Source organism: Pandoraea sputorum (assembly GCF_000814845.2).
Taxonomy (GTDB): Bacteria; Pseudomonadota; Gammaproteobacteria; order Burkholderiales; family Burkholderiaceae; genus Pandoraea; species Pandoraea sputorum.
In genome coordinates, this window is record NZ_CP010431.2 from 170,594 (window position 1) to 188,269 (window position 17,676).

General features: G+C 63.6%; 17 protein-coding genes, 1 tRNA gene and 2 pseudogenes. All 20 read left to right on the plus strand.

The features are described 5' to 3' along the window. Positions 1-61: 61 nt before the first annotated feature. The 20 genes and pseudogenes from NA29_RS00715 to NA29_RS00810 all read left to right on the plus strand — a co-directional run bounded on the left by NA29_RS00715 (position 62) and on the right by NA29_RS00810 (position 17,594). On the plus strand, positions 62-1,939 hold the full coding sequence (locus NA29_RS00715) for an ArnT family glycosyltransferase (RefSeq protein WP_052252424.1): 1,878 nt from the start codon (positions 62-64) through the stop codon (positions 1,937-1,939). Positions 1,940-2,002: 63 nt separating this feature from the next. Continuing rightward, positions 2,003-2,980: a methionyl-tRNA formyltransferase gene (gene fmt, locus NA29_RS00720; RefSeq protein ID WP_039394594.1), complete on the plus strand. Its 978-nt coding sequence runs from the start codon at positions 2,003-2,005 to the stop codon at positions 2,978-2,980. 232 nt (positions 2,981-3,212) lie between these two features. Continuing rightward, positions 3,213-4,073, plus strand: coding sequence for a zinc metalloprotease HtpX (gene htpX, locus NA29_RS00725; RefSeq protein WP_039394597.1), 861 nt, complete (start codon positions 3,213-3,215; stop codon positions 4,071-4,073). Between the two features lie 56 nt (positions 4,074-4,129). After that, on the plus strand, positions 4,130-5,464 hold the full coding sequence (gene rsmB, locus NA29_RS00730) for a 16S rRNA (cytosine(967)-C(5))-methyltransferase RsmB (protein ID WP_371328953.1): 1,335 nt from the start codon (positions 4,130-4,132) through the stop codon (positions 5,462-5,464). Then, positions 5,461-6,057: pseudogene (locus tag NA29_RS00735) on the plus strand (DUF4390 domain-containing protein); the annotation flags it as partial. The gene rsmB and the pseudogene NA29_RS00735, both read left to right, overlap by 4 nt. Before the next feature lie 226 nt (positions 6,058-6,283). Next, the gene (locus tag NA29_RS00740) at positions 6,284-8,662 is read left to right on the plus strand and encodes a sensor histidine kinase (protein ID WP_269458452.1); all 2,379 of its coding nucleotides are present in this window, start codon (positions 6,284-6,286) and stop codon (positions 8,660-8,662) included. After that, a complete protein-coding gene (locus NA29_RS00745; RefSeq protein ID WP_039394603.1) occupies positions 8,663-9,403 on the plus strand; it encodes a response regulator in 741 nt (246 codons plus the stop codon). Positions 9,404-9,514: 111 nt separating this feature from the next. Next, positions 9,515-9,590: transfer RNA gene (locus tag NA29_RS00750), tRNA-Phe, on the plus strand. Between the two features lie 292 nt (positions 9,591-9,882). Next, positions 9,883-10,623, plus strand: coding sequence for a 7-cyano-7-deazaguanine synthase QueC (gene queC, locus NA29_RS00755; RefSeq protein WP_039394606.1), 741 nt, complete (start codon positions 9,883-9,885; stop codon positions 10,621-10,623). 26 nt (positions 10,624-10,649) lie between these two features. Further along, complete coding sequence (gene queE / locus NA29_RS00760; protein WP_039394610.1) at positions 10,650-11,285, plus strand: 7-carboxy-7-deazaguanine synthase; 636 nt, start codon at positions 10,650-10,652, stop codon at positions 11,283-11,285. A gap of 12 nt (positions 11,286-11,297) precedes the next feature. Continuing rightward, the gene (gene queD, locus NA29_RS00765) at positions 11,298-11,738 is read left to right on the plus strand and encodes a 6-carboxytetrahydropterin synthase QueD (protein WP_411829204.1); all 441 of its coding nucleotides are present in this window, start codon (positions 11,298-11,300) and stop codon (positions 11,736-11,738) included. A gap of 158 nt (positions 11,739-11,896) precedes the next feature. Then, a complete protein-coding gene (locus NA29_RS00770; RefSeq protein ID WP_069342998.1) occupies positions 11,897-12,319 on the plus strand; it encodes a DsrE family protein in 423 nt (140 codons plus the stop codon). A 116-nt stretch (positions 12,320-12,435) separates the two neighbouring features. Beyond that, a pseudogene (locus NA29_RS00775) lies at positions 12,436-13,181 on the plus strand (tetratricopeptide repeat protein). A 173-nt stretch (positions 13,182-13,354) separates the two neighbouring features. Next, the gene (locus NA29_RS00780) at positions 13,355-14,566 is read left to right on the plus strand and encodes a PrgH/EprH family type III secretion apparatus protein (RefSeq protein ID WP_039394622.1); all 1,212 of its coding nucleotides are present in this window, start codon (positions 13,355-13,357) and stop codon (positions 14,564-14,566) included. Between the two features lie 25 nt (positions 14,567-14,591). Next, a complete protein-coding gene (locus NA29_RS00785; RefSeq protein WP_039394626.1) occupies positions 14,592-14,852 on the plus strand; it encodes an EscF/YscF/HrpA family type III secretion system needle major subunit in 261 nt (86 codons plus the stop codon). 54 nt (positions 14,853-14,906) lie between these two features. Then, entirely contained in the window at positions 14,907-15,209 is a 303-nt protein-coding gene (gene sctI, locus NA29_RS00790; protein ID WP_039394628.1) for a type III secretion system inner rod subunit SctI, read from the plus strand. After that, entirely contained in the window at positions 15,209-15,961 is a 753-nt protein-coding gene (locus NA29_RS00795) for an EscJ/YscJ/HrcJ family type III secretion inner membrane ring protein (protein WP_072633162.1), read from the plus strand. The genes sctI and NA29_RS00795 overlap by 1 nt, the downstream gene beginning before the upstream one ends. Then, on the plus strand, positions 15,958-16,572 hold the full coding sequence (locus NA29_RS00800) for a type III secretion apparatus protein OrgA/MxiK (RefSeq protein ID WP_052252425.1): 615 nt from the start codon (positions 15,958-15,960) through the stop codon (positions 16,570-16,572). Before NA29_RS00795 ends, NA29_RS00800 begins: the two co-directional genes overlap by 4 nt. 10 nt (positions 16,573-16,582) lie before the next feature. After that, positions 16,583-17,323 carry a hypothetical protein gene (locus NA29_RS00805; protein WP_039394632.1) on the plus strand — a complete coding sequence of 247 codons (741 nt, stop codon included), beginning with the start codon at positions 16,583-16,585 and terminating at the stop codon, positions 17,321-17,323. Then, on the plus strand, positions 17,310-17,594 hold the full coding sequence (locus NA29_RS00810) for a hypothetical protein (RefSeq protein WP_039394635.1): 285 nt from the start codon (positions 17,310-17,312) through the stop codon (positions 17,592-17,594). Before NA29_RS00805 ends, NA29_RS00810 begins: the two co-directional genes overlap by 14 nt. Positions 17,595-17,676: the final 82 nt, after the last annotated feature.

Genomic DNA, 17,676 nt, shown 5'->3' on the forward strand with positions numbered 1-17,676 from the left:
GCGCGCCATCAGGTTTGGGTGCGCCCGCTAAAGTCCTCTATACTTGCAGCGCTCGCGGGCCATGCGCCCGCCTTCCGCTGCTGCGACGGGGCGTCTCGAACGTCTGCCGTCGGGCCAATCACCCCGACTGTCTGACGAGATGTCCATCGCCACGCCTACGCCGTCTTCCCGTACCCGTTTTGTTTTCTGGCTGAGCGCCGCACTGCTGTTCGCGTTCCTGCTCGCGGGCCTGTTCGACCGCGACCCCTGGAAAGCCGACGAACCGTATTCGGTCGGCATGGTGCTCAACTTCTTCCGAGGTCACGACCTGATCGTGCCGCGCGTGGCCGCCGATCCATTCGTCGAGAAGCCGCCCGTCATGTACTGGACGGGGGCGATGTTCGCGCGTGTGACGTCCGCCGTACTGCCGGTGTTCCAGGGTGCGCAGTTCGCGGTGCTCGCGTGGCTCGTCATTGCGGTGATCTGCGTGGGACGTCTGGCGCAGCGCCTCTATGGTTCCGACACCTTCAACTGGCTCGCGCCGATGCTCATGGTCGGCAGCTTCGGGGCCATCGAAAACATTCACAAACTCACGGCCGACGTGCCGCAACTGGCCGGTGCCGCACTCGCGCTGGCGGCGCTCGCGCGTCTGGCGCGGGCCGAGAATTCCGCCCGTCTGTGGGGGCTGCTCTTCGGCACAGGCGCTGGCATCGCGTTCCTCAGCAAAGGCTTGCTCGTACCCGGTGTGCTGGGCCTCACGGCACTGGCCGTCTTCGTGTTGCCTGCGTATCGCACGCGCCGTTACGCGACGGCGCTCGGTTGGGCGGTGCTCGCCTCGCTGCCGTGGCTGATCGTCTGGCCGATGTTGTTCTGGCGCGCGTCCGAGCCGCTGTTCATCGAGTGGTTCTGGGATAACAACTTCGGCCGGTTCTTCGGCTTTGTGCATCTCGGGGGCGAACGCAAGTCGTACTGGAACGACGTGACCAGCTTGCTTGGGCTGACCTTTCCGGCGGGCTGGCTTGCCGTGGGCGCGCTGATTTCACAGCTGCGCCAAGGCACCGGCGAACGTCTGCGACGCTTCGTCGGCGAACGCCCGGAACTCGCCATGCTGTGGCTGTATGCCGTGCTGTTCGTGTTGACGCTGGTGGTGTCGTCGGCCATCCGCGACATCTATATGTTGTCGCTCTTCCCGGCTATCGCCGTGCTGGGCGCAGGCGTGCGCCTGCCGTCGTGGCTGGAGAAGACGTGGTCGGGCGTGGCGCTGGTGCTCATGAGTGTGCTGGGCGTCTTCCTCTGGGTGCGCTGGGGGCTGCAACTGACCGGAAACGGGCACGTCGCCGCGGGTCCGATCGGCAAATGGTTGCCACTCGATTACGTGCTGCCGTTCTCGCCGGGGTTGTTCCTCGCAGGTCTCGTGATCGCGGCATTGTGGGTGACGGCCATCGTGCATCGTCGTGCGCTCGGTGCACTCGTGTTCGGTTTCGCTGGGCTGATGTTTGTCTGGGGAACGCTTTCGACGCTGCTGCTGCCGTGGGTCAACGAAGCACGCAGCTATCGCACGCCGTTCGCCGCGTTGCATGAGGCGCTGGCGCAAGTGCCGCGGGCAACGAAAGCCATGAAGACGACGGAGGCGAGAGAGGCGAGAGAGGCGACTGAGGCAGGAAAATCCGGAGCGAGCGCTTGCATCGGATCGTTCAACGTGGGCGAATCCGAGCGGGCTATGCTCGACTATTTCATCGACGTGCGTCCGGTGCAGCTTTCGAGCCTCGACGACGCTTCACGCTGCGACACGCTGCTGGTGCTCGATAAGGCAGCGGCGCGCATCGCGGTGCCGGACGCCTGGCGCGAGATCTGGCAGGGCGGCCGCGCCGGCGACACGAACGAGCGTTTCCGCGCATTCGTGCCCGCGGCACCCGCCACGGCTTCCGCCGCTTTGGCTGCGCCCGCCGCCGTACAGTAAGTCGTCGCATTCGCCGGGGCCACCGGCAGCACCAGGTTTGCACCCCGCAGGAGGAAGTCCATCATGACGCTTCGCATCGTTTTCGCCGGTACACCGGAATTCGCACAAACCGCGCTCGCCGCCATCGATGTCGCTGGCTTCTCCGTGGAGTTGGTGCTTACTCAGCCTGATCGTCCTGCTGGACGTGGCATGAAGCTTCAGGCCAGCCCCGTCAAACGCTATGCGCTGGAACACGGCATGCCGGTGGCGCAGCCGCCGTCGTTGCGCCGTAACGGCAAGTACCCGGAAGAAGCGACAGCGGCCATCGAGCAATTGCGCGCACTCGCGCCCGACGTCATGGTGGTGGCCGCCTACGGCCTGATCCTCCCGCAGGAAGTACTCGATCTGCCGCGCCACGGCTGTCTGAACATTCACGGCTCGCTGCTGCCCCGCTGGCGCGGCGCTGCGCCAATTCACCGTGCCATCGAATCGGGCGACGCCGAGACCGGCATCACCATCATGCAGATGGACGCCGGACTCGACACCGGTGCGATGATTTCGCGCGAAGCCGAACCCATCGGTCCCGAAGATACGACGGCGACGCTGCACGACCGTATGGCGGCGCTGGGCGGAAAGATGATCGTTGAAGCGTTGCAGCGGCTCGCACGCGACGGCCATCTGCCGTCCGAACCGCAGCCCGAGTCGGGGGTCACGTATGCCGAGAAGATCGCCAAGCAGGAAGCGGTGCTCGACTGGAACAAGCCCGCCGAGACGCTGGCACGGCAGGTGCGGGCGTTCGATCCGTTCCCCGGTGCGCTGGGTACCGTGCACGACACGCCCGTGAAGCTCTGGCGCGCGAGCGCCGTGGCGGGCAAGCCGGGCACTCCCCCCGGTGCGGTGCTCGAAGTGAGTGCTGACGCCATCGTCATCGCCTGCGGCGAAGGCGCGCTGCGCGTGACCGAGTGCCAGAAGCCTGGCGGAAAGCGCCTGCCGGTGCGCGAGTTCCTGGCGGGCTTCGCACTGGCGACGGGCGACCTGTTTGCGGCTGGCGCGGCAGGCTGAGCGTTTCGAACGTGACGCGTGAGTCTGGGATTCTACGTTCCGGACATCAAAACAGCGCGAAAATGGCGTAAAACGTCTTCGAAGTCGTATGCAAACCCGGTGAACGTCTGAAAAATTAGTCGACACCGGTGCCGGGGACGTTGAATTTTCGGTAAGCGACGCCATCTAACGCCCGAGGACACGCAAAGTGCGTGATCCGTGAGGTCATCAAGGATTTGCAGAGGAGAACACTATGTTCAATTGGATGAAGACCACCCTGCTGATGGCGGCCATCACCGCGTTGTTCATGGTGGTGGGCGGCATGATCGGCGGCAAGCAGGGCATGATGCTCGCGCTGGCGTTCGCGCTCGCGATGAATTTCTTTTCGTACTGGTTTTCGGACAAGATGGTGCTGCGCATGTACAACGCGCAGCAAGTCGACGAGACCAGCGCGCCGCAGTTCTACAACATGGTGCGGGAGTTGTCGCAACGTGCTGGCCTGCCGATGCCGAAGGTCTATCTGATCAACGAAGACGCGCCGAACGCGTTCGCGACCGGCCGCAATCCGGAGAACGCTGCGGTGGCCGCGACGACCGGCATCCTGCGCGTGCTCTCCGACCGTGAGCTGCGTGGGGTGATGGCGCACGAGCTGGCCCACGTGAAGCATCGCGACATTCTCATCTCGACGATTTCCGCCACGATGGCCGGTGCGATTTCCGCGCTCGCCAACTTCGCGATGTTCTTCGGCGGACGCGACGAGAACGGCCGTCCGGCCAATCCGATCGCCAGCATTGCCGTGGCGATTCTCGCGCCGCTGGCCGCCTCTCTGATTCAGATGGCAATCTCGCGCGCCCGTGAATTCGAAGCCGACCGGGGCGGTGCCGAGATCTCCGGCGACCCGCAGTCGCTCGCGATGGCACTCGACAAGATTCATCGTTACGCGCAAGGGATTCCGTTCGACACGGCCGAGCAGCACCCGGCCACGGCGCAGATGATGATCATGAATCCGCTGTCCGGCGGGCGTCTTGCGAACCTGTTCTCGACCCACCCGGCAACCGAAGAGCGCGTGGCGCGTCTGATGGAGATGGCTCGCACCGGCCAATACCCCGTCTGATATCCTGTCGGCCGACAGCCGTCCAGTTACCCTCCCATGCCCGCCGTCGTGCGGGCATGTTTGTTTGTAGAGTGCCCATGCCGCAACCGAGTCTGCCCACCGAATCCCTGGCCTATGTGCTGCAACGCGCTGCACAGGCCGTCGAATCTGTCCAGAAGGGCACCGCATTGCCGCAGGCGCTGACGCAAGCCACCGCCCAGTGCGCACCGACCGTGCGTGCTGCTACGCAGGATCTCGCTTACCGCGCCGTGCGACGTCTGGGCAGCAGCCGCGCGCTGCTCGCCGTGCTGGTCAAGCCGGCCTTGCAGGCACGCGTGCGCGACATCCTTCTATGCGCGCTCGCGTTGCTGCAAGACGATGCCGAAGGTGCTGCGTACACCGAATTTACGGTCGTCGATCAGGCGGTCGAAGCCATTGCCGCGCAGCGTCGCACGGCGGCGGCGAAAGGGCTCGCCAACGCAGTGCTGCGGCGCTTCCTGCGTGAGCGCAGCGCGTTGATGGCACAGATCGAGACGCAACCCGAAGCGCGCTGGAATTACCCGGCATGGTGGATCGACACCGTGCGCCGTGCCTATCCCGACCAATGGGAGACGCTGCTGGCCGCTGGCAATGGCCGCGGACCGATGACGCTGCGCGTGAACACGCGTCGTGTCAGCGTGGACGCCATGCAGGCGGCGCTGGCGCAGGCTGGCATGGAGGCCGAGATCATTGGCCCGGTGGCGCTGCGTCTGGCGCAGGCGGTGCCGGTCGATCGTCTGCCCGGTTTCGCCGACGGATGGGTCTCGGTGCAGGATGCCGGCGCGCAACGGGCTGCGCCGCTGGTGCTCGGCGAGCATCCGACGCCCGGCATGCGCGTGCTGGACGCCTGCGCAGCCCCTGGCGGCAAGACCGGCCATCTGCTGGAAATGGCGGACGTGCAGGTGACGGCGCTCGAATCGGACCGCACGCGCGTGCCGCGCATCTACGAGAATCTCGAACGTCTCGGGCTGGAAGCGGATGTGCGCATCGGCGACGCGGGCAATCCGTCGAAATGGTCCGGAGGGGGATGGGACGGCGTGCCGTTCGACCGTATTCTGGCCGACGTGCCGTGTTCGGCGGCGGGCATCGTGCGCCGTCATCCGGACATTCGCTGGTTGCGTCGCGAGGCCGACATTGACGCGCTGGTCGAGGAGCAGCGCCGGATTCTGCTCGCGCTGTGGGAGACGCTGGCCGTGGGTGGCGAACTGATCTACGCGACGTGCTCCGTCTTCCCGGCGGAAAACGAGCAGCAAGCGCAATGGTTTGAACGTGTACGCACAGATGCGGTACGATTGGACGCTCCCGGGCAATTGCTGATGACCCCTGGCGGCGCCCACGACGGTTTCTACTACGCTCGCTTCCAGAAACGGTGACTTTCTCCCAACGGCTACTGGCCTGCCTGCTGCCACTGCTGCTGTGCGTTTTTGCGCTCGGCTACACGGCACCCGCGCGCGCCGAAAATGAAATTCAGGTGCGCGAGGCCCGGCTCGAACCGTCGGACGGCGGCTGGTCGCTCGACGCACGCTTCGCCTTCGAGCTAAATAGCAGTCTCGAAGATGCCGTCAATCGCGGCATCTCCCTCTATTTCACGACGGACTTCGAACTGACCCGCTCGCGCTGGTACTGGTTCGACGAGAAGGTCGTGAATACGTCGCAGAGCGTGCGGTTGTGGTTCCAACCGCTCACGCGTCAATATCGTGTCTCCAGCAATAACGGCAACAGCAACAGCGGCGGCCTGCAACTCGGTTTTGGTTCGCTGCGCGAAGCGCTCGCGCTCGTGCGCAATGTCAGCGGCTGGCGCGTGATCGAGAAGGGCGTGGCCAAGCCGGGCACGCAGTATCAGGTGTCGGTGCGCATGCGGCTCGACAACGCGCTCATGCCCAAGCCGTTCCAGATCGACGCAGTGAACAACCGCGACTGGAACCTCAGTTCGGACTGGACGCGTTTCCTGTTCACGCCCGCGCAACCGTCGGCCTCGGCGAGCTTGTCGGTACCGACCGTGGCGGCACTGCCCGTCACAGCGTCTGCATCGACATCTGCGTCCGGCGCAGCCGTGCCGATCACGCTGGCACCGTCCGCCGAGCCTGCGAGCTTCGGCCTGACGGGAATGACGGCATCGCCCGATGCGACGAGTCCTGCGAACGCCGCGAATGCTGCCTCGCGCTCGACAGGCAAATTGCCACTGGCCTTCAATGCGGCCCTTCCGCCCGGAGCTGCCCGTGTCAAATAACGGCAGCGGCTTGCTCAAGCACATCGTCATCCGCACGCTGATCGTCACGATGGCGCTGGTCGCCATCGGTCTGTTCGGCCTGCTTGCGCTTGCGTCGGCCAATACCGAATTCTTCGATCGCTACTATTCGCTGCTCTACACCGCGAATATCGCGGTCGCGTTCATCTTCGTCTTCATCGTCGGCGCGCTCGTCTGGATCATTCTCGTACGGCTGCGCCAGCGACGTTTCGGCACGCGACTGCTGGCCAAGCTCGCGATCTTTTTCGCGCTGGTGGGTGTGCTGCCGGGCGGCATCATTTATCTCGTGTCGCTGCAATTCGTCTCGCGCAGCATCGAATCGTGGTTTGACGTGCGGGTTGAGACGGCGCTCGACTCCGGTCTCGAACTCGGGCGTGCGATTCTGAACAACGGCTTGTCCGATCTGAGTGCGAAGGCGCAATTGGTGGCCGACAATCTGGCGTCGAGCGGCGAGAAGGGCGGCACGCTCACGCTGCTGCGCATGCGAGATCAGTTCGGCTTGCAGGACGCGACCATCGTCGACGGCAACGGGCGCGTGCTGGCCTCGGCCTCAGGCAACTTCAACGCGCTGGTGCCCGATCTGCCCACGGCGCTGATGTTGCGACAGGCGCGCACGCAACCGCGTGGCTACACGGCCATCGAAGGCGGCAGCGAAGGCTACGACCGGCACGAAGGACACGATCAGTTGCGCTGGCGGGTGGTGATCCGCATTCCGTCGAGTTACACGTCGTCGTTGCAGGACGACGAACGGTTTCTGCAAGTCACCCAACTGGTCCCGGCCAATCTGGCCAAGAGCGCCGAGGCCGTGCAGAACGCTTATCGCGAGTATCAGGAGAAGGCGCTGGGACGCACGGGCCTTCGCAAGATGTACATCGGTACGTTGACGCTATCGCTATTCCTCGCGACCTTCGTGGCGATGATGCTCGCGCTGGCGCTCGGCAGTCAGCTGGCGCGTCCGCTGTTTCTGCTCGCGCGCGGCACGCAGGAAGTGGCGGCCGGCGACTTGTCGCCCAAGGGTGAGGTGCGTACCAATGACGAACTGGGTTTCCTGACGCAGGCCTTCAATGCAATGACGCGTCAGTTGTCCGACGCGCGCGCCACCGTCGAGCGCAACCGGCTCGCGCTGGAAAGTTCGAAGGCGCACCTGGAGTCCATTCTGTCGAGCCTGACGGCCGGTGTGTTCGTCTTCGACCGCGATTTCCGACTGACGACGGCCAACGCCGGCGCCGAACGCATCTTCAAGCAGAGTTTTCAGGGCGAGTTGAATCGCTCGCCCGCCCATATTCCGGCGCTGGTAGAGTTCGGTGAAACGCTACGTCGTGCGTTCGCCGATCGCGACGCCAATGCCGACGTCGGCCCGCGCGGGCACTGGCAGCAGCAGATCGGTCTGACGCTGCCAGGCGAAACCGACGGCGTGACGCTGCTGGTGCGCGGCTCGCATCTGCCGGAGCCGATGGTGGCGGTGGCCGGGGTGCCGACCAGCGCAGGCGGTGGCTACGTGGTGGTGTTCGACGACATCAGCGACGTGATCTCCGCGCAGCGCTCGGTGGCATGGGCCGAAGTGGCGCGGCGTCTGGCGCACGAGATCAAGAATCCGCTCACGCCGATTCAACTCTCGGCGGAGCGTTTGCAGATGAAGCTGTCCGACAAGCTGCCGCCGGCCGACGCCGAAGTATTGCGCAAGGGCGCGACGACCATCGTCAATCAGGTGGCGGCCATGAAGCGCATGGTGGACGATTTCCGCGACTATGCGCGACTGCCGCCCGCGATCATGCATCCGTTGCAACTCAACGAGCTGATTGGCGAAGTGTTGACGTTGTATGGTGTGGATGAAGGACGCGGCACGATCCGTCCGTATCTCGATGCCGAGCTGCCGGAGATCCGCGGAGACTCGACGCAATTGCGGCAGGTTATCCATAATCTGCTGCAGAATGCTCAAGATGCGGTCGGCGGAACCGAAAACCCTCTTATCACGGTGGAAACGAAGACAGTAGAATACGCAGGAACGGATGTGCATCCCGGCGAACCGAAGCGCACAGCAGTGCGTCTGACGATCACGGACAATGGGCCGGGCTTCCCGGCGCGCATTCTGACCCGCGCATTCGAACCCTACGTGACGACCAAGTCGAAGGGCACCGGGCTCGGGTTGGCGATGGTCAAGAAGATCATCGACGAGCATCAGGCGCGTATCGACATCCGTAACCGGTCTTTACCCGAGGGCGAAGGCAGTGCAGGTGCACAGATTTCGATCTTGTTTACTCAATTGGCTGACGACCAGGAACTGCCGCGCAGCAAGCCGGCAGAACACACGAAGGTAGCGTAAATGGCAACCATTTTGGTGGTGGATGACGAAATGGGGATCCGGGAGCTGCTCTCGGAGATTCTGAGCGACGAGGGGCATGTCGTGGAGGTCGCGGAGAACGCGCAGGAAGCGCGCGCTTTCCGTGCCGCACACACGCCCGATCTCGTGCTGCTCGATATCTGGATGCCCGATACCGACGGCGTGACCTTGCTCAAGGAATGGGCGGCACAGCAGTTGCTGACCATGCCCGTGATCATGATGTCCGGACATGCCACGATCGACACCGCCGTTGAGGCGACGAAGATCGGCGCGCTCAATTTCCTCGAGAAGCCCATTGCTCTGCAAAAGCTGTTGCAGGCGGTGGAGCAGGGGTTGGCGCGCGGCAAACGCGAAGCGTCCAGTGGGGCGGCGAGCGCCTTCGAAAGCGATGACGACGCGCTCGAAGCCGGTGTTTTCGGCGAGAGCGAGTCGCGCCACGCCGGTGCGGGTCTGAACGGTACGGCCTCGCATCATGCGCCGCTTGGCGTGAGCGATGCAGACGGCGTGAGCGGCCTGGCCGGTGCGGGCATGTCGGCGGACATCTCCTTCGACGTCCCGCTTCGCGAAGCCCGCGACGCGTTCGAGCGCGCATACTTTGCTTACCATCTGGCCAAGGAACACGGCAGCATGACGCGTGTGGCCGAGAAGACCGGGCTGGAACGCACGCACTTGTATCGCAAGCTCAAGCAATTGGGCGTCGAACTGTCCAAGAGCAAGACCTGATGGAACGGCGGTGTGGCGCGTGCAAAGGTGCCGCCATGCCGCTTCGCTGCAGATTTTTTAGTGTAGGGGCTTGCGCAAAGCGTATTCGTTCTCTATAATCTCTTTTCTCTTGGCCCGGTAGCTCAGTTGGTAGAGCAGCGGATTGAAAATCCGCGTGTCGTTGGTTCGATTCCGACCCAGGCCACCAAATTCGAAGGGCTTGCGCATATCGCAAGCCCTTTTTGCGTTTGACCGAAAACGCTGCCCGATGATGGGTATAACGGCCCGGCGATAGCTGCGCGGGGCAACGCGGTTCAAAATCGCGTGACAACTCCCGCACGCGGGTTGCCCGGAAGGTCCGGGGACGTTCGAGACTGCGATGTCCGTAAGTCCTGAATGTCCGAAAGGTCCGATCTTCGATGGCAACCGCAAGCGCGTGCCCCGGCCCCCGCTGTCGCGATGCCTCGATGCTCCGACGGCAAGGGCGATACTGCTAGCGCATGATCATGACGACAAGCACCGATTCCGCTCTGGTTCTGTTCTCCGGTGGACAGGATTCGACCACCTGCCTCGCGTGGGCGCTCTCGCGCTACGCGCGCGTCGAGACGCTGGGTTTCGATTACGGCCAGCGCCATAGCGTCGAGCTCGAGTGCCGCACCGACGTGCTGGCGAAGCTCCGCGAACGTTTTCCGCAATGGGCGCCGCGACTGGGCGACGATCACATGATCGACCTGTCGATTCTCGGTCAGATCAGCGAAACCTCGCTGACGCGCGAAACCACGATTGCGATGGCGGCGAATAATCTGCCAAACACCTTCGTACCGGGACGAAATCTGCTGTTTCTGACGATTGGTGCGACCATTGCGTATCGCCGTGGCTTGCGCGTGCTCGTCGGCGGAATGTGCGAGACGGATTTCTCCGGCTACCCCGATTGCCGCGACGACACCATGAAGGCGCTTCAGGTCGCGCTTAATCTGGGTATGGACCAGCGCTTCATCGTCGAGACACCGCTGATGTGGATCGACAAGGCCGATACGTGGCAGATGGCGCAGGATCTGGGCGGCGACGTGCTCGTGGAGACCGTGCGCGAAGACACGCACACGTGCTATCTGGGCGAGCGCAGCGTGCTGCACCCGTGGGGCTACGGATGCGGCGAATGTCCGGCGTGCCAGTTGCGTCAGCGTGGCTACGAGCAGTGGCGGGCACGCGATAACCGGAATCAGGGTCGCCAGGCGGTCTGATTCTTCATAGTCGAATCGAGAGCATCATGACGTACGCGGTAAAGGAAATCTTCTACACATTGCAGGGCGAGGGCGCAAACGCCGGACGCCCGGCCGTGTTCTGCCGGTTCGCAGGCTGCAACCTGTGGACCGGGCGCGAAGAGGACCGCGCCGATGCCGTCTGCCAGTTCTGCGATACGGACTTCGTCGGCACCGATGGCGAGAACGGCGGGAAGTACCGCACACCTGCCGAGCTCGTCGCACAGGTCGTCGCGCTGTGGCCGCAGGACGATCGCGCGCACCGCTTCATCGTGTGCACCGGTGGCGAGCCTCTGCTTCAGCTCGACGCGCCGCTGATCGCTGCGTTGCATGCCGAGGGGTTTCGCATTGCCGTGGAAACCAATGGCACGCAAGCGATTCCCGAAGGCATCGACTGGGTGTGCGTGAGCCCGAAGGCCGATGCCGAACTGATCGTCACGCGTGGCGACGAACTGAAGGTTGTGGTGCCGCAGGATCGTCAGCGTCTGGCCGATTACGAAGCGCTCGACTTCACGCACTTCTATCTGCAACCGATGGATGGCCCGTTGCGGGACACGAATACCAGGCTGGCGATCGACTATTGCAAGTCGCACCCGCGCTGGTCGTTGTCGATGCAGACGCACAAATACCTGAATATTCCCTGAGCCGTTGCTGTGATTACGATTACCCGGAAACTCGAATTCGATGCGGGCCACCGCATTCCCGATCACCGAAGCCAGTGCCGCAATCTGCACGGGCATCGCTACGTGCTCGAAATCACGCTTGCGGGCGAAGTGAGCCGTGAGAGCGGTGCGTCCGACAACGGCATGGTGATGGACTTTGCCGACGTGAAGGCGCTCGCCAACGAGCACCTCGTGTCGGTGTGGGACCACGCATTCCTCGTCTATGAAGGCGACACGGCCGTGCGCACTTTCCTTGAGACGATGCCCGACCACAAGACCGTGGTGTTCGATCGCGTGCCGACCGTCGAGAATCTCGCCGCTGCGGCGTTCGACAAGCTGAGCCATGTGTTCGATGCGCATTACGGTCGCGACCTGCGCCTGGTGCGTCTGCGTCTTTACGAGACGCCGAACTGCTGGTCGGAAGTGACCGCCTGAGCGACGGCTTGTGCGAATTGGCCGTCATCCTCCGGGATGACGCCCGCGATGTCACAGAACCGATATGTGACATCGCGCTATGATGCGGCTGGTTACACGTAACTGGCATCTATAACGTCAATCGCCAACACCCGATATCGCGAAAGGGGACTCTCATGATCAAGACTTTGCTGCGCGGCCTGCTGACCGCATTCCTGTTCACTGTTTTCGCTGTACCGGCCACGTCGGCATTTGCGGAAGACAAGGTCGTGTATCACATCAACGACGCCGAGCATCAGGCACTCGCAGGCTTGCGCAACATCCGCAACCAGCTGGACACGGTGCCGGACACCAAGATCGTGGTTGTCGCGCATTCGCAGGGCGTCGATTTTCTGATGGAGAGTTACAAGGATGCGGCGACCGTCGGGCCGCTGATCTCGGCCCTGCACGCGCGCGGCGTCAAGTTCGAGGTGTGCGAAATCACGCTCAAGCAGCGCAATCTGAAGAAGGACCAGTTTGTGCTGGACGCGGACTTCACACCGTCCGGCGTGGTCGAACTGACGCGCTTGCAGCAAAAGGGCTATGCCTACATCAAGCCGTAAGTGCCCAAGTGCCTAAGTGCGATGGCACGACAGCGATCTCACCCCGAAGCCCCGGTTCAAGCCGGGGCTTTTTGTTTGGCGCACAATAGGCGTACGTCCGTTCCCGGAGGTGTGCCATGACCCGAGCCGTCCCGACGTCGTTCGCCCTGCGCCGCGTGTTCGCCGGTGCTGTCATTGTGCTTGCGGGCGTTGCGTGCGCCCCGGTCCCCTACGCGGTCGCTGCCGCACAGGCGCCGGCGCAGGCGCTCACCGATCAGGCCGTGCATCAGTACGAGGCGGGCCAGCAAACGCAGGCGCTCGACGCATTTCGCCGCGCCGCCGAGCAGGGCAATCGCCTCGCGCAGTTCGACTACGCGATGATGCTGCTCAACGGCGAGGGGGGACGGCCGATCCCAACGGCGCTGTGCAATGGCTGGAGCGGGCCGCCAACGCGGGCATGACGCAGGCGCAATACGTCTACGGCAAGATGTTCGACGACGGCTACGTCGTGAACAAATCGATTCCTCAGGCCAACCTCTGGTACGAGAAAGCCGCGAAGCAGGGCCATGTGCAGGCGCAGGCGGCCATTGCCAACGAGTACTTCATCGGGCGGGGCGTGCCCAAAGACTACAAGACTGCCTTCACCTGGTACGAAAAAGCGGCGCGCGGCGGTGACCTGCCGTCGCAATACATCGTGGCGAGCTATTACGAGCGCGGCTACGGCGTTGTGACGCCCGATCCCGAGCGCGCACGCCTGTGGTACGGGAAGGCCGCCGCGCAGGGCGACGTTGCCGCCCAGGGCAAACTCGACGCCATGAATCGAGACCGCGCGCAACGCCTATCACCCGTTCCGCCCACTCAGCCCTCACCAGCCGCGCGATAGCGCAGCGGATTTTTGAAGTCCTGATCACGCATCTCCCGGATGCGAAGAATCCCATCATGAATCGCTGATCCCGGGTCGGTATTCTCAGCCTCAACGAATTCATTGTTGAGGAGCGCGAACGACGAACACCGCCGACGTCGACTGACAGTCCGGTATCGCTTGCTCGCGAAGAGATGATGGAATCAGACCTCCGACCCGACGAGATCGACGACATTCCCCAAGGGGCGGTGCTACGTCTGCTGACTGGCCCGATGCGCGGCTGCGAGTTCGCGCTGCCGCCCGGGGTGACGCTCTTCGTCATCGGCCCCAGCGATCCCGCGTTCGATCGTGGCTGGCAGACGGAAATGCCGCCCAACGCCATCTATGTGCCGATGGACGGCGAAGGTGGCGACAACTTCGAAGTGCTGGTCGACGACGCCGGACGCGAGGGGCTGTTCGTGCGCGTGCTCAACGAAGGTGCCGGTGCGGAAGTCGCCATCGACGACTCGCAGATCGCACGCATTGGCGATGTTCGCGTGGGCGTGAAGCGTATCTACGCTGCGTGGTCCGACGAGGTGCAGCGCAGCTTGTGCGCCCGCACGCGGCTCGACGACGTGGTGAGTCCGGCGCACGCGCGCCGACGCTGGCAGCAGGCGTTCTGGTCGTGCGTTGTCGTCGTGCTGCTCGTCGCAAGCGCGTTCTTTTACTGGCGCTCGGAGCCGCAACGCCAGGCGCAGAGCGTGTCGGAATACCTCGAGTCGCTCGGCGGTCGCGCCACCGTGCTGCCCGGTAACGATAGTCATCTCTACGTGCTTACGGAAGACGGCGACGCGCGTAACGCATTGGCGCGCGCGCTCGGCGCAGAGGTCATCAAGCGGGAAAAGCTGGTGCTTGTCGCGCTCGACGAAGAGAACGCGCGCATCACGCAGTGGATCGATACATCGCGCACCGAGGTGCTGTATTTCAAGCTCTCGCTCGACGACCCGGCCGTGCCGGAGCTATGGATCAATCGCAAGCAGAAGGGGCTGTCGGACGTGGAGATGACGCAGTTCCGTCAGGCGCTGCTGGAGCGAATTCCCTATGCCCACCGCGTGAACATCACACTGCATGACGAAACCGAAGCAAACGGCGAAGCCGAGGACGCGCTCAAACGTCAGATGGTCCCGTTTCTGCGCACCGACACGCCTGAAGGCGTGACGTTCCACATCAGCACGGAACTCGACGATGTCCAGTTGCGCCGTCTCTATGGCTTTATGCAGACCTTCGAGCGGCGGTGGGGCAAGCGTCTGGTGCACTTCAACGTCGATTTGCGCGATGACTGGACGGCAAAGCAATCGTACGCGTACGGTCCGAGCGCTTATGTGAAAGACGGACCGCATCAGTGGCGATTTATCAACCGGCAGTAATGCCGCACAGGAGCTTGGAACAACCATGAACGTGAGCACTCCGGGAGTGAACGGCGAGGACCTGACTTACCTCGAGCAGCTGTCGAAGGAATTCAATGGACCGACATCGGAATTGAAGAAGCGCATGGACGAGGCGATCGAGCTGATCAAAAGCGACCCGACCGAATCGGAGGGCATGGCCAAATTCCAGGCGGCCATGGCCGCCTACACGACGATGCGTGCAGCACAGTCCGGCACCGTCAAGACACTGAAGGACACGGCGCAAGGGGTCATCTCCAAGTACTGATGCACGTGCCATCGACTGCCCGTGTGTTTCACCGACATATCGAACGAGGCTGCCATGCTATTTGATCCTTCGCTGTTATCGGTCCGATCGCTGGACCTCAACGCATCGGTGTCTGCGACCGATCCTGCTTCAGGTCAGACGCTGGAGTCGCGTTTCATGAACGCGGTGGCCAATCTGTCCGCCGATTTCGAAGCGGACCGCGCAGGCATCGCGGCGGCAGCGTCGCGCTTCGATCCCAGTAATCCGGAGAGCGCGATGGACTTGCAGAATCGGCTCGCCGTATACGGTATCGATGTCGGCATGGCGAGTTCGCTTGCGCGTAAGTCGGTGGCGGCCGTCGAGGCCCTGCTTCGGTAATGCGCCGCTACGTCTTTCTCCTCGTTGCAGTGCTGGCGCTCACGGGATGCCGCAAAGCCGAGACGCTGCTCAGCGCGCTCGACCAGCAGCAGGCCAACGAAGTGGCTGCCGTGCTGCTGCGTCACGACATCGCGACGCAGAAGACCGACGGGGGAAAGGCGGGCTATTCGATTTCGGTCGACGCCGCCGATTTTCCGCAAGCGGTGGACTGGCTCAAGACATACGACTTGCCGTCGCGTCCCCGTATGGAAATCGCACAGATGTTCCCGCCCGATTCGCTCGTGGCGTCACCGCGCGCCGAACGGGCGCGCCTGTACTCTGCGATCGAGCAGCGGCTGGAGCAGTCCGTCCGATTGATGAGCGGCGTACTCGCGGCGCGCGTGCATGTGAGCTATGACGTCGATGCGCAGCCTTCCAGTGCCGCGATATCCAGTCCACATATTTCTGCTGTCGTCGTGTATCGGAACGACGTCGATGCGACAGCGCTGATCAATGACATCCGGCGATTTCTCAAGAACAGTTTCGACGATGTGCGCTACGAGAATATCTCCGTCGTGCTCTCGCGGCAGCCGGTCTCGCTCAGTGCGGGGCCGTCGTTGCCGGTCGAGAAGAGAACGAACGAAGGCCGCCCGCTCTGGCCGCTCCTGGTGGTCGGCGTGCTGGCTTGCGCGGTTCTCGCTGCGACGCTGAGAGCGCGCGTCAGGTGGCCGCGGCGCACTGACGTCACGCCGCAAGTGTCGGAGGGCCGATGATGGCCTTCTACCCGACACCCGATCTGCACGAGTCGCCGAGTCCGATTGCCGTGAGCTGGAGGACGATGATGTTCGACCCGGTGTCGTACATCCATCCGGTGCGCTTCATCTATCCGACGCCGTTCTCGTCGCCGCGTCAGCGGGCCGTGATCAACGAAATGCTCATCGCCGGATTTCGTCTCGACAGGCACTGGCCGTTCGATCAGATCGGGATCGTGGAGCGGCCTTGGGTACTGAACTGGCGATTGTTGCCGCAGGTGGCCTATCTGATGGGATGTCAGGTGCACAAGGCCAGTCTGTGTCGTCGCGCTGCGCTGCTCGGATTGCCCCGGTGGGCCTATGCGTACGCGCGGTTGCCGGTGCTCGATGCGGTGCCGTGCGCAGTGGAGGTGCCGCCGTCGCACAGCGAATTGCTCGGCGAAGGGTTTGTGCGGCTCATGGCGTTAAGTGCACCGCTTCGCGAACCGCTTCGTCAGCGCTTGCCATTGCTATTTCCCCCCCTCGATTCCTGCGCCGCCGACATGCCCGACGCGCGCGACGTGCGACTTTTCGTGACGGCTCTGCAATATGCCAAGAAGCATCCCCATTCCCCCCCGGACACGCGTCATTGACGGCGTTGTCGTGAGCCGCGACGAGTTGGCTCGCGGGACCCGCACCGAGCGCGTCGACGACGACATTCGTCGTTGGGCGAAGCGGCGTGTCGCCGAGACGCAGCAAACGATGGCCGGGCAACGTGCGTGTGCGATGCACGCAGGGTATCGCGACGGTATGGCCATGGCGCTCGAAGACGTGGTGGCGCATCTGATGCGCACTGAGCAGCTGTGCCTGCGCTGGCGCGGCGAAATGATCGAACAGGTGCGCGGCTTGCTGACGTGCGCGTCGCGCCACCCGCAGGCACTGCTCGCCGCGCTCGAAGACGCGCTGCATGCCTTCGCCGACGTGCCGTCCGACGTCCCCGTGACGATTGTATTGCCGGTGCTTCTCAAGCCTCGTCGCGACGACATTCGTGCGCGGGTGCAAGCCGCTTGCCATGCACCGCTCAAGCTCGAATTCAGGGCGACGGACGAGCGTATCTCCGTGCGCCGCGGAAGCACCGTGATCGAGTACGACCCGCACGACTACGTCGCGCGGGCTGAGGCGGCACTGGACCTCGACCCGAACGCATCGAAGGCGGACCTTCACGCGATGCTGGCGCCCGCGCTCAGGTCGCTCGGTGAGCATGTCGCTGCGCTGGCGACGGATCCGGCTCAGACGGAACGAACTGCGAACACGGGCCGCGACGTCGATGCGGCCCGGCGCCCCGCAATCGCCCCGGCTACAGGGTGCTTCGATACGACAGGAGGCGACGATGAACACCGTTGAAGGCATCTCGACGATCTCACCGGTGTCCGCAGACCCCGCCAACGAACCGACACCGATGTCGCTTGCGGAGCGCGTTCGCAGCATGCAAGGGGCGTCGCAGGGACAGCCACCTGCGTCGGACATCGATTCGCCGTCGCCCGATGTCGGCACGTTCGAGGACGACAAGGATAAAGGCCCGCCCAACATCTGGCGGAAGTTGTTCGTGCGTCAGCTATGGCTGGCGTCGTTCGACGCAAGTCAGGAGCAAGCAGAGGAAATTGGCGACGTGTGACGCGCCGGCGGCGCTTGCCACGGAATAGTGAAACGGAAGAACCGTCGGGCTTCGACGGGGAGTGAGGTGGTCGATGAGAAGC